10 protein-coding genes are annotated in these 12616 nt (G+C 71.2%); 4 read left to right on the top strand and 6 right to left on the bottom strand.

The features are described from left to right. Nucleotides 1-173 precede the first annotated feature (173 nt). The 5 genes from WME75_RS00975 to WME75_RS00955 form a co-directional block, all read right to left on the bottom strand. Nucleotides 174-1526, bottom strand: coding sequence for an LLM class flavin-dependent oxidoreductase (locus tag WME75_RS00975; protein WP_437485473.1), 1353 nt, complete (start codon nucleotides 1524-1526; stop codon nucleotides 174-176). After that, nucleotides 1523-2311, bottom strand: a complete 789-nt coding sequence (locus tag WME75_RS00970) for an ABC transporter ATP-binding protein (protein ID WP_437485471.1) — start codon at nucleotides 2309-2311, stop codon at nucleotides 1523-1525. The genes WME75_RS00975 and WME75_RS00970 overlap by 4 nt, the downstream gene beginning before the upstream one ends. Then, entirely contained in the window at nucleotides 2287-3231 is a 945-nt protein-coding gene (locus WME75_RS00965) for an ABC transporter permease (protein WP_437485469.1), read from the bottom strand. The genes WME75_RS00970 and WME75_RS00965 overlap by 25 nt, the downstream gene beginning before the upstream one ends. Continuing rightward, nucleotides 3228-4346 (bottom strand): ABC transporter substrate-binding protein, encoded by a 1119-nt coding sequence (locus WME75_RS00960; RefSeq protein ID WP_437485467.1) that lies wholly within the window; start codon nucleotides 4344-4346, stop codon nucleotides 3228-3230. The genes WME75_RS00965 and WME75_RS00960 overlap by 4 nt, the downstream gene beginning before the upstream one ends. A gap of 208 nt (nucleotides 4347-4554) precedes the next feature. After that, on the bottom strand, nucleotides 4555-5523 hold the full coding sequence (locus WME75_RS00955; protein WP_437485465.1) for a LysR family transcriptional regulator: 969 nt from the start codon (nucleotides 5521-5523) through the stop codon (nucleotides 4555-4557). A gap of 195 nt (nucleotides 5524-5718) precedes the next feature. Between WME75_RS00955 and WME75_RS00950 the strand changes: the two genes are divergently transcribed. From WME75_RS00950 to WME75_RS00935, 4 genes are all read left to right on the top strand, one after another. Beyond that, nucleotides 5719-6519, top strand: coding sequence for a dioxygenase family protein (locus WME75_RS00950; RefSeq protein WP_437485463.1), 801 nt, complete (start codon nucleotides 5719-5721; stop codon nucleotides 6517-6519). A gap of 21 nt (nucleotides 6520-6540) precedes the next feature. Further along, nucleotides 6541-7197, top strand: a complete 657-nt coding sequence (locus WME75_RS00945; protein ID WP_437485461.1) for a YceI family protein — start codon at nucleotides 6541-6543, stop codon at nucleotides 7195-7197. A 198-nt stretch (nucleotides 7198-7395) separates the two neighbouring features. Beyond that, nucleotides 7396-9126, top strand: a complete 1731-nt coding sequence (locus tag WME75_RS00940) for a glycoside hydrolase family 43 protein (protein ID WP_437485459.1) — start codon at nucleotides 7396-7398, stop codon at nucleotides 9124-9126. A gap of 282 nt (nucleotides 9127-9408) precedes the next feature. Next, a complete protein-coding gene (locus WME75_RS00935) occupies nucleotides 9409-10977 on the top strand; it encodes a PAS domain-containing protein (RefSeq protein WP_437485457.1) in 1569 nt (522 codons plus the stop codon). A 60-nt stretch (nucleotides 10978-11037) separates the two neighbouring features. Here WME75_RS00935 and WME75_RS00930 read toward each other — a convergent pair whose 3' ends face one another. Next, nucleotides 11038-12390: a serine hydrolase domain-containing protein gene (locus tag WME75_RS00930; RefSeq protein WP_437485455.1), complete on the bottom strand. Its 1353-nt coding sequence runs from the start codon at nucleotides 12388-12390 to the stop codon at nucleotides 11038-11040. Nucleotides 12391-12616: the final 226 nt, after the last annotated feature.

Raw genomic sequence — 12616 nt, 5'->3', positions numbered from 1 at the left:
TTCGCCTTCTACTCCATGAGTCTGTCCACGTGACCTCGGTGAACGCCCCGCGCGAGCTCGCCGAGGACGTCGAGGCGTGGCTCGCCGAGACCGGCGCGACCGCCGCCAGGTAACGGCAGCTCGTCCTCAGGAACGCGTCGAGCGCCGCTGTCGCCGCGCGGCGGGTGCGCCGCTCACTCTGCCGCCTCGACGAGCTCCTGACCGTGGTTGCGGTTCACCGGCCGCGACAGCCCGTAGTTGTCGCGCAGCGTCTTGCCCTCGTATTCGGTCCGGAACAGACCACGACGCTGCAGGATCGGCACCACGTGGTCGACGAACGCCTCGAGCCCCGACGGCAGCACCGGCGGCATGATGTTGAAGCCGTCGGCCGCGCCCTGGTCCCACCAGTGCTGGATCGCGTCCGCCACCTGCTCGGGCGTGCCGGCGAACGTCCGGTGCCCGCGGCCGCCGCCGAGCCGGCCGATGAGCTGGCGCACCGTCAGCCGCTCCCGCCGGGCCAGGGTCACGATCAGCGTGTAACGGCTCTTGGCCCCCTCGATCTGATCCTCGCTCGGGAGATCCCCTGGCAGCTCGGCGTCGAGGTCGAGGTCCTCCGGCTTCACGCGCAGCGTCTGCGCGAGCTGGCGCTTCGCGTACTCCGGCTTGATGAGCCGGTCGAGCTCGGCGTCGAGCGCGTGCGCCTCGGCCTCGGTGGCGCCGATCACGGGCACGATGCCCGGCAGGATCTTGATCGACTCCGGGTCGCGGCCCAGCGCCCGGACGCGCGCCTTCAGATCGGTATAGAACTGCTGCCCGTCCTCCAGCGTCTGCTGCGCCGTGAACACCGCCTCGGCGTACCGCGCCGCCAGCTCCTTGCCGTCCTCCGACGAGCCGGCCTGCACGAGCAGCGGATAGCCCTGCGGCGGGCGCGGCACGTTGAGCGCGCCGCCGACCTTGAAATACCGGCCCGCGTGCTGCGCCGGATAGATCTTCCCGTCGTCGCCCCAGACGCCGTTCTCCTTGTCGCCGAGCAGCGCGCCGTCGTCCCAGCTGTCCCACAGCTTCAGCGACACATCGATGAACTCGGCCGCCCGCGCATACCTGTCGCTGTGCGCCGGCAGCTCGTCCAGGTTGAAGTTGCGCGCCGCGTCCACGCCGGCGGTCGTGACGATGTTCCACCCGGCCCGCCCCCCGCTGAGGTGATCCAGCGACGCGAACCTCCGGGCCAGGTTGAACGGCTCATTGTACGTGGTCGAGGCGGTGGCGATCAGCCCGACGTGCTCGGTCACGCCCGCCAGCGCCGCGAGCAGCACCGTCGGCTCGAGCGTCCCGGCCGGCCTGCGGCCGACGTTGTTCCAGAGCACCGGGCTGTCGGCGAGGAAGAGGGAGTCGAGCTTGCCCCGCTCCGCGACGCGGGCGAGGTGCTTGAAATGCGCGAGGCTCGTGTTCGCGAACGGGTCGCTCTCCGGCAAGCGCCACGAGGCCTCATGGTGGCCTACGCTCATGAGAAACGCGTTGAGATGCAGTCGTCCGGGCCGATGGGTCACGGGGCACTTCCTTCCAGTTCAGAGCTCGAGTCGGTGTCTTCGGTGGAGGCCGCTGCCGTCGCCACGCCCAGCGCGGCCAGCAGCGACTCGCGGTGAGCGAGGAATCGGGGGTCGCGGAGCGGGCGCGGGGCCGGCAGCTCGATCCGCTGCTCCTCGGCGATGCGGCCGTCGACGAGCACGAGCACCCGGTCGGCGAGCGTGATCGCCTCGTCGACGTCGTGGGTGACGAGCAGCACGGCGGGGCGGTGCCGCGCGCACAGCTCGCGCAGGAGATCGTGCATGCGCATCCGGGTCAGCGCGTCGAGCGCGCCGAACGGCTCGTCGGCCAGCACGAGCTCCGGGTCGCGCACGAGCGACCGCGCCAGCGCGACCCGCTGCTGCTCGCCGCCGGACAGCTCGACGGGCCACGCGCGCTCCCGCCCGGCGAGCCCGACCTCGGCGAGCGCGGCCTCGCCGCGCGCCACGGCGTCGGGCAGGTCGAGCCCCAGGATCACGTTGTCGAGCACCCGCGCCCACGGCAGGAGCCGCGTGTCCTGGAACACGACCGCGCGATTTTGCGGCATGTGCAGCTCGCCCGAGCCGGTCACGTCGTAGTCGAGCTCGGCGATCGCCCGCAGCAGGGTGCTCTTGCCCGAGCCGCTGCGGCCGAGCAGCGCGACGAACTCGCCCCGCTGGATCGTGAGGTCGACGTCGTCGAGGACCGTGCGGGCGCCGAAGCGGCGGGTCAGGCCGCGGATCCGCACCGTGGGCTGGGGCGCGGTCAGCCGGCCAGGATACGGCGCCATGACAGGGTCCTTCTCTCGATGAGCCGGACGGCCGCGTCGGAGGCCAGGCCGAACAGGCCATACACGACGAGGCCGAGGAGGATGATCTCGGTCTGACCGTAAGAGCGGGCCAGCGACATCATGTAGCCGATGCCGCTCGTGGCGTTGATCTGCTCGACCACCACGAGCGCGAGCCACGCGCCGGTGACCGCCAGCCGGACGCCCATGAGGAAGCCCGGCAGCGCCCCCGGCAAGGCCACCTTCTGGACGAACTGCCACCTGGAGAGGCGGACCGTCTCGGCCAGCTCCACGTAGCGCGCGTCGATGGTGCGCAGCGCGGCGTGGGTGTGGACGTAGACCGGGATGACGACGCCGAGGGCGATGGTGAGCACCTTCATCTCCTCGCCGATGCCGAACCAGAGGATCAGCAGCGGGATGAGCGCGAGCGTCGGGATGGCGCGCTTGAGCTGCACCGGCCCGTCCACGAGCGCCTCGCCGACGCGGGTCAGCCCGGAGAGCAGGGCCAGGACGGTGCCCAGGCCGACGCCGAGGGCGAGCCCGAGGAAGGCCCGCTGCGCCGACGTGAGCAGGTTGGACAGCAGCCGCCCGTCGGCGATCAGGTCGCTGGCCGTGGTCACCACGGTCCACGGCGCGGACAGCACGCGCGCGTCGAGCACGCCGGTCGCCGAGGCGAGGCCCCAGGCGACGAGCAGCAGCGCCGGGCCGAGCGCCGCGCCGTACGGGATGCGCCGGCCGGGGCCGAGGCGGCGCCGCGCGCGGCGGCGGGCGACAGGGCCGCCTGCCGGGCGCGCGAGCGCGCCGACGAGCGAGCCGCGGATATCTGCGGTCGCGGTGAGATCCGGGCCGCCGGCGACGCGCAGCGAGGCGGCTCGCGTGGCGACGCGCGGCGAGATGGCCCTCGTGGGCAGTGTGGTCGTCATGGAGTGCTCCTGTCGGCCGTCGCCGGCCGGTCGGTCGGTTCGGCGCCCTGGGCGGCGCTGGCCACCTCCGCCCCGATCGTCTGGAATCGGCGGTCGAAGATCGTCGTGGCCTCGAAGCGCTTCTGACCGGAGGCCTCGGCGAGCAGGTCGACGGTCTCCTGGGTCAGCGCGATCGTGTCGGTCCAGTCGCCCGGATACTGCGGCTTGCTCGTGCTCTCGACGAGGAAGCGCCCCTCCGCGGCGGTGAGGCCCTGGTCCTTGACATAATACGCCTCGATCCACGGCTCCGGGTGCGCGTGGGCCCACAGCTGGGCCCTGGCGCGCCACCTGGCGTATTCGAACAGCGCCGCCGCCTTGTGGGCGTCCTGGAGCGCCTCGGTGCGCACGTGAAGGAAGCTGAGGTTGTCGCGGACCCCGTGCGAGATCGACGAGGCGCCGTCGGCGCGGTACTCGTTGAGGTAGCGCAGCAGGGTGACGCCGGACAGCGGCGCGACGTCGACCTGTCGGCCGGCGAGCGCCTCTCTGAACTCGGGGCTGCCGAGCTGGACGAGGGTGACGTCCTGCGGCGACAGCCCGGCCTTCCTCAGCGCGCGCAGGACGAGCGCGCCCTGCGCCTGCCCCGGCGAATAGGCGATCTTCTTTCCGCGGAGGTCCTGGACCGACGCGAGCCGCACGCCCGGCGCCGTCGCCAGCTCGTAGATGGGATTTTCCCGCACCAGCACGGCGATGATCTTGATGTCGACCCCGGTGAAGGTGGCGTGAATGGGCGGCGTGTCGCCGACCGAGCCCGCGTCGAGGACGCCGGCGCGGAACGCCTCGATGGTCTGCGGCCCGCCGCTGATGTTCTGCCAGTCGACGCGGAACGGCAGCCTGTCGATGTCGCCGGAGAGCTGGAGTTGCTTCTGCGCGCTCGGATCACCGATGCTGAGCCGCGTCTCGCGCGGGAACTCGGCCGGGATGGGGGCGTCCAGGGCGAGCCGTGGACCGGCGCTCGCGCCGCGCTCGCGCTTGCACCCGGACAGGGCGAGCAGCGCGGCGGCGAGCACCAGAAGAAAGCCTTTGCTGTCGATGAACGTGCGCAGATGGACCTCGGTACGCGACCTGCGCAGCAACACCCATGCCGCCGTGCGGGTCGCCCTCCGGCGGCGACCGTCCCTGGGCCCGCGCCCACCGCCGCGCGGCGCCCGGCGGCGGATCTGCGGATGCATTGCTTCCCCAGCAACAGTCGGTGGTGATCCGCTGCTCGGACGCGAGCACGGCCCGCGTCCGGGAGGCCGGGAGGCGCGCTCTCCCTCCGGCCTGGAGCGAGGAGGGGCCGGCCCGCTATCGCGCTGTGGCGGAGGCCTCGCGCCGCCCCTGGACGCCGAAGGCGTCGAGCAGGTAGTCGCGGAAGGCGCGGGTCTTCGACGGCAGGAAGCGCGTCCCCGGGTGCACGAGGTAGAGGGGGGCGCCGCCGTCGGTCGCGTGGTCCTCGAGCACGGGGACGAGCCGCTTCGCCTCGAGGTCGCCCCGCACGTTGACCGCGGGGACGAGCGCGATCCCGGCCCCGGCCAGCGCGACCTCGCGGCAGAAAGAGTAATCGGACGCCGCGATCGCCGCGCGCACCCGGAGCTCGGCGCGCTCGCCGCGCGCACCCGGGCGCGGCTGCAGCGCGATCGTCGCGTGCCCGCGCGCGGTCTGGGCGAGGAGCAGCCGATGCCCCGCGAGGTCCTCGGGCGTGCGCACGGGCCCGTGCTTGCGAAGGTAGGCCGGCGCCGCGAACAGCCCGAGCTCGATGTGCTGGAGCCTGTGGGCGATGAGCGACGAGTCCGGGAGGCTCGCTGTCGCGCGCAACGCCACGTCGATCTGGTGGGCGTCGAAGTCGAGGAGGGCCTCCGTGAGGAGCATCTCCAGCGAGATCTCGGGGTAGCGCTCGGCGAAGCCCGCCGAGAGCGGCGCCAGGAGGCTCAGCCCGAGATCGAACGGCGCCGTCACCCGGAGGTGCCCGCTCGGACTGGCGCGCGCCTGCTGCACCGCCGCGTTCGCGTCCTCCAGCAGCTCGAGCGCCCGGCCCACCCGCATCCGGTAGGCGAGGCCGTCCTCGGTCGCCTGCACGAGCCGCGGGCTGCGCCGGAGCAGCTCCACCCCGAGCGCGTGCTCCAGGCGGGTGATGCGGCGGCTGACGCTGCCCTTGGTCTCCCCCAGCGTCCTCGCGGCCGCCGTGATCGACCCGAGATCGACGACCAGGCAAAAGGCCCGCAGATCGAGCAGATCCGCGTCGATGGTTTCCTTTTTGACAACCTGGCGTTTCATTGTGGGGACATTGTACCATTCCTGGAAACGTCCTAGGGTGAGCCCATGGATCGCCGGGCTGCTTTGAGGCTCCTACTTGTCGCGGGCGGGGCCGCGCCCATCGCGGGCGCGTGCCGGTCCTCGACGCCGGGGACATCGAGCTCGGCTTCGACATCGGGCGCCACGTCGACGTCGGGCGCGACCGAGAGAGGTACCATGTCCGAGACCCGGAACCAGGCTCACGCGGGGCGCATGCCGGCCATCTTCCTCGCGCACGGCTCTCCCTTCCTGCTCGACGATCGCGCGTGGGTGGCCGAGCTCGCCGCCTGGGCGCAGGCGATGCCGCGCCCGCGGGCGATCCTCATGCTCTCGGCCCACTGGGTCGACGCGCCGGTCACCCTCGGCGCCACCGAGACCGTGCCCCTCGTGTACGACTTCTATAATTTCCCCGAGAAATACTACCGCGTGACCTACCCCGCGCCGGGCGCCCCCGCGCTCGCGCGGCGCGTCCGGGAGCTGCTCGGCCCCCTCGGGCCGGTCGCGGAGGATCCGCGCCGGGGCCTCGATCACGGGGCCTATGTGCCGCTCGTCGCCATGGTCCCGGACGCGGACATCCCCGTGCTCCAGGTCTCGCTGCCGACCCTTTCTCCAGCCCCGCTCCTCGAGATGGGGCGAGCGCTCGCGCCGCTGCGCGACGAGGGGGTGCTCGTGATCGGCAGCGGTTTCTTGACTCATAATCTGCGCGCGGCAGACTGGCGCGGCGATGCGGTCACGCAGCCCTGGGCCACGGAGTTCGACGCGTGGTGCGCCGAGGTGCTGGCGCGCCGGGACGTCGACGCGCTGCTCGATTACCGCAGGCGCGCGCCGGGGGTGAAGATGGCGCTCCCGACGCACGAGCATTTCGTACCGGTGGTCGCCGCCCTCGGGGCGTCGATCGACGTGAGCGAGCCGGTGGAGTTCCCCATCACGGGGCTCGCCTATGGCACGTTCACGAAGCGTTCTGTGCAGTTTGGCTGACCGACAAGGAGAATGTCTCTCATGATCACGTCCCGTATTGCTCGCCTCGTGCTCCCCGCCGCCCTCGCGCTCTCGCTCGCGGGCTGCGAGGATCCGACGAAGGACAAGCCCAAGGCGACCGTCTCGGCCGCCGCGCCGGCGCAGGCGCAGGCGGCCGCGCCCACCGGCCCCGCCGAGGCGCTGCCCCTCGACGCGGCCGCGTCCACCATCGGCTTCGTCGGCTCGAAGGTCACCGGCAAGCACGAGGGCAAGTTCGAGAAGATCTCGGGCTCGATCACGCTCGCCGGCGGCAAGGCCGAGGGTGGCAAGCTCAGCATCGAGGCCGACACGGCGTCGGTGAAGTCCGACGCGGAGAAGCTCGACGGCCACCTCAAGTCGCCGGACTTCTTCGATGTCGAGAAGTTCCCGAAGGCGACCTTCACCTCGAGCCAGATCAAGGCCGGCGGCGAGAACGGCGCGACGCACACGATCACCGGCGAGCTCGATCTGCACGGGGTGAAGAAGACCATCACCTTCCCCGCCACCATCGCCGAGGGCGCCGACGCGGTGTCGGGCAACGCCGAGTTCGTGATCAACCGGAAGGATTTCGGGATCGTCTATCCGGGCAAGCAGGACGACCTGATCCGCGACGACGTGCTGCTCAAGCTGTCGCTCAAGGCGCCGCGCAAGCAGGGCTGAGCGCCGGCCCGGGACCGGGTGCGCCGCCCGCCCGCGCGCGGGTGGCGCTGGCCGGCTGATTGCAGTTGACACCCGACATGTGAACGTTCACATTTGACCCGGGAGGGCGTCCTTCCGTTTTGTCTTGAGACCGCGCGAGCTCTCGCGATTTCGCTCCGGACCCCGAGCGATCAGGTGAACATGCATTCCTCACGAAAATTGTCGACAGCGGCATGGCGCGGGGGCGCGCTCGTCCTGGCCGGGCTCTTCGCGAGCCCTTCCGCGCTGGCGGATTACCCCATCGCCTCGCACCGCTACCTCGCCGACCCGGCCTCGCTGGTGCACGACGGGCGCCTCTACCTCTACTGCTCGAACGACGACGACAGCGTCAAGGAGGACGGTTCGGACGACGGCTACAAGATGGCTTCGATCGTGGCCGTCTCGAGCAGCGACCTGAAGAACTGGACCGATCACGGGGAAGTGATGCGCATGCCCCGTGACGCCTCCTGGGCGAACCTCTCCTGGGCCCCGGCGCTCACGGAGCGCAACGGCACCATCTACATGTACTTCGGCAATGGCGGGTCGAATATCGGCGTCGCCTCGAGCGCCAGCCCGACCGGACCGTTCAAGGACCCGAGGGGCAGCGCCCTGATCACGTCGAGCACCCCCGGCGCCTCGGGCCCCAACATGTGGCTCTTCGATCCGGGCGTCTTCGTCGACGACGACGGCCAAGCGTACCTCTACTTCGGCGGCAACGGCGAGCAGAACGCGCGCATCATCAGGCTGAACGACGACATGGTGAGCGTCTCGGGCACGGCCATCGGGCTCACGGTCCCGTACTTCTTCGAGGCCTCCTGGATGCACAAGCGCGACGGCGTCTACTATCTGTCGTACTCGACGAACCCCGCCAACGGCATACGGATCGATTACCTCACGAGCAAGAGCCCCACGTCCGGCTTCACGTACGGTGGCACGGTGGGGGTGCAGCCGCCGAAGAACAACGGCGACAACAACCACGCGGCGATCTTCGAGTTTGGCGGCTCCTGGTACCACGCCTACCACAATCGCTCCGTCGCCACCGACGCCGGAGAGCCCACAGGCTACCGCCGGAACCTCGCGCTCGAGTCGCTCACCTACAAAGCCGACGGCTCGATCGTGCCAGTGACCTACACGACGGACGGGCTCAAGCAGGTCGGGCACCTCGACCCGTACGCGCGCGTCGAGGCCGAGACCTTCAACGCACAGAGCGGCATCGAGACCGAGCCCTGCGAGGAGGGCGGGATGGACGTCGCCAGCATCCACGACGGAGACTGGGTGCGTCTCCGTGGGGTCGACTTCGGCGAAGGGGCGGAGAGCTTCAGCGCGCGCGTCGCGAGCGCCGCGGAGGGAGGCAGCATCGAGCTCCACCTGGATGCGCCCGACGGCACGCTCGTGGGTACCTGCGCGGTCGAAGCGACGGGGGGCTGGCAGGCATGGAGTGATACGTCGTGTGGGGTCGACGGCGCCACCGGCGTGCACGATCTTTATCTGGTCTTCACCGGTGGCGAGTCGTACCTCTTCAACGTGAACTCCTGGCAATTCTCGCCCATCGGGGGCGGGGGAGCCGGCGGGGCTGGCACGGTTGGAAGCACCAGCGGCGGTGGCGCCGTCAGCGGCAGCGGCGGTGGCGGTGGCGCCGGCGCCGGCTCCGGCTCCGGCTCCGGCTCCGGCGGAGGGTCCACGGTGGGTACGGGTGGGGCTTCCTCAGGCTCAGCGCCGCCCGCGCAGACGTCTGGGGGGACCTCCGGCGGGGAATCGAGCGACCCAGCCGGCTGTAGCTGCCGCTCGGCGAGCCGCGCTCCGTCCGGGAATGCCCTCGCGCTGACAGCGCTGCTCGCGGCGTCCCTGGGGCTCCGGCGGCGCGACCGGAGGGGGCGTGGCCCGGGAGCGATGAGCTCGAATCTGGGATAAACCGCACGTCGTGCCGCTCGTCGTGGCCCCCACAGACAACCATGTCGGTCGGCGGCGCGCTCCTGCCGACCTCGGCGCCAGCGGAGGTGGTGACGGCGGCGCCGGACGCGACGCCCGCTCCGTCTTTTCGGCGGAGATGCTCGCCAGGGAGTGCAGAAATTCACGAACGGAGCGATGATGCCCTCGGTGTGACCCTCCAGGACAGCGGGCCGCGATCGGCTCACGCGGAAGGCTCACCGGGGTGGGTTCGTGAATACGGCAGCTGAAGACAAAGAAGAGAGGGTGTGGCTCGATCCGCGGTTGCTCGTCGAGACCCTGGACGACCCCGCGCTCGTCATCGACGCGCGCGGCGCCGTCCGGTGCAAGAACGAGCAGCTCGAGCGGCTCCTCGCGGGGCCCGGGGCGCCGATGCTGCCGCTGTCGCCGGAGGGCGATCGCGTGCTCTTGCCGCCGGCGCCCGCGGCCGTCGACCTCGCCTGGCTCCAGGCGCTGCTCTCGGGCGAGAGCGACCGGGGCGAGAGCGACCTCCCGGGCGAGGGCTCCGGCGCGCCGCGCTGGGCGCTCCGCGGGCTCTCCTGCACGATCGGCGGGGGCCGCGGCGCGCTGCTCCGCTTCATCGATCGGGACGAGCGCCGCGCGCGGGAGCACCAGCGCCGCTGCGCGCAGGTGATCGAGACGATGCAGCTCGGCTGCACGTTCCTCTCCCTCGAGATCCCCGCAGATGACCGGTCGCTTCGCTACGTCTACATGAACCCGGCCTCCGCGCGGCTCGCCACCAGGCCCATGGCGGAGATCCTCGGCCGGACCGTGGACGAGAGCGCGCCCAGCCTGCGTCAGTTCGGCATTCCTCAGCGCCTGGCGGAGCTGATCCGCAGCGGCCGCACCGCCGAGGACGAGGTGGTCCTCCCCCCGGAGGCGGGCTCGCGCGTCATCACGACCTGGTCGTTTCCCGTGGGAGATCGGGGCCTCGCCGTGATCTACGACGACATCACCGAGCGCCGGGCGACGGAGGAGTCGCTCGAGCGCACGCGCATCCTCCTCGACGGCATCGTCGAGAACCTCCCGCTCATGCTCTTTGTCAAGGAAGAAGCGGAGCTCCGCTACGTGCGGGTGAACAAGAAGTTCGAGGAGTTTCATGGCCACGCGCGAGAGGACCTGATCGGCAAGCGCATCGCTGACTACTTGCCGCAGGAGGTGGCCGACAAGATCGACGCCGAGAGCCGCGCCGTCCTGGCGGGGGGCGTGCCGGTCGAGATCCCCGAGCTCCGCGTGCCCTCGGCGCGCTTCGGGGAGCGCATCTGCCACTCCCGGTGGATCCCCATGAAGGACTCGAAGGGCAAGGGTCGCTATCTCCTCGGGCTCGGCGAGGACGTCACCGAGCGCAAGAAGATGGAGGACGCCAAGCGCCACGAGGAGATCCTCCTCGAGACCCAGCGGCGGCTGCTCGATCTCATCCAGGAGCTCTCGACGCCGAGCATCCCCATCCACCCGGGCATCCTCGTCGTTCCGCTCGTCGGCCAGATGGATAGCTCCCGCGGCGCTCAGCTCATGGAGTCGCTCGTCGGCGCGATCGAGCGGCACCATGCCGAGTTCGTCATCATCGATATCACCGGCGTCACCTCGGTCGACACCGCGGTGGCGAACCACCTGATCCAGGCCACGCGCGCCGCGGGGCTCCTCGGGGCCGAGTGCAGCGTCGTCGGCGCCTCGCCCAGCATCGCCCGCACCGTGATCGACCTCGGCCTCGATCTCGGCAACCTCACCACGCACCGGGACCTGGAGGCCGGGTTCCGGCACGCGCTGGGACGCAAGGGGTATGTCATCGCGCCGCGCGCGTCTCGAAGGACCTGAGGCGCGGCGCGGTCCGCGCGCTCCCCGCCGCCGGAGAGGCGCAGGAGCGCCCCCGCGGGCTCACTCGCAAAGGGCGGTGTCGACGAGGGCGAGGATGTCGAGGTAGGCCTGATCGGCGGCCTCTTCGCCGTACAGGAAGTACGGCAGCACCGTGACGGCGACGGTGATGGCGCGGCCGTCGTCGGTGACACCGCCGCGGGTATGGTAGCCGGGGATGTCGCCGCCGTGTCCCCAGACGAGGCCGCCGCAGCTGAGCGGGGTGCTGACCACGCCGAGGCCGTACCGGGCGCCGGGCCACATGGCGGCGTCGACGGTGGTGCGCAGCTCCTCGAGCTGCGCCGGCTCGAGGAGCTCGCCGCCGAAGAGGGCGAGATAGAAGCGGTTGAGGTCGCTCGGGCTCCCGATCACCTGTCCTGCGGCCCATCCCCAGGACGTGTCCAGCTCGGTGATGTCCTGCAGCGGTTCGAGGGGCACGTCCGTGTGGTAGCCCTTGAGATGGCACCCTTTCATGCTCTGCTCGCCGACGCCGGGGAGATAGGTGCTGCGCAGCCCGATGCGCTCGATGACCCGCTTCGTGATCTCCTCGTTCAGCGGGCGGCCGGTGACCTTCTCGATGATCAGGCCGGCGAGGACGTAGTTTGTGTTGCTGTACGCCCATTCGGTGCCGGGGGCCTTCCCCGGCTGCGACAGCCCCATGTCGAGCAGAGCGTAGGGATCCAGGTAGGTGTGCTGCACCGGGAAGACGCCGCCGGCGAGGAGCACGTCGTCGTAGTCGGCCAGCCCGCTTGTGTGCTGTAGCAGCTGCCGCACCGTGATCTCGCGGCCGTCGATGCCCTCGCCGCGGACCAGGTCCGGCAGGTACGTCTCGACCGGCGCGTCGAGGTCGACCTTGCCCTCGCCGACGAGCTGCAGGACGACCACGGCGGTGAACGTCTTGCTGTTGCTGCCGATACGCACAAGGCCGTCGACAGGCACCTTCGCCTGGGTCTCCAGATCGCGGACACCGGCGGCGTAGTGACGGAGTTTCCCGTCGACGTCACGGACGGTGGCCAGGACGGCGGGGTACTTGCCGTCGCCCAGGCGATCCACGGCCTGCTGCACGGGGTCGTCCGGGTCGGTGTTGGCGCCGTTCGTGGACTCGTCGGTGCACTCGCCCCACGGGTCGCCGCCGCCGCTGCCGGCGCTGCCGGCGTCGCCGCCGCCGCCGCCGCCGCCGCTGCCGGCGTCCTCGCCGCCGCTGCCGCCATCCCCGCCGCCGCTGCCGGCGTCTTCGCCGCCGCTGCCGCCATCCCCGCCGCCGCTGCCGGCCTCGGTGCTCGCCGGCGCCCCGCCGCCGTCGGAGCAGCCCGCGAGCAGGGCCGAGGAGCCGAGCAGCGAGACAAGGACCATCGAGAGGACGCTTCGCAAGCGCATCGTAGCTGCGCCGGCAACATGCGTTCTCGGAGAAGTGAAGGGAGGGTGCAGGGAATTCATGATCGGCTCCTGGTCGTGTGCGGGCGCCCTCGGGTCACCGCCGCGCGCCGCCGGCTCGCGCCGGCGGGATCACTGCGTCGGTTGGAGAGCTCCGTTCGTGTTCGTGACTCTGTTCCCGGACTCGCGAGGTTCGTTCATGCATCGAGACGATTTTCTCTTCGAAGCG

The organism is Sorangium sp. So ce1014 (genome assembly GCF_051521505.1).
Classification (GTDB): Bacteria; Myxococcota_A; Polyangia; order Polyangiales; family Polyangiaceae; genus Sorangium.
Note: the sequence above shows the minus strand (reverse complement) of the source record. Positions and strands in the feature narration are given on the sequence as shown.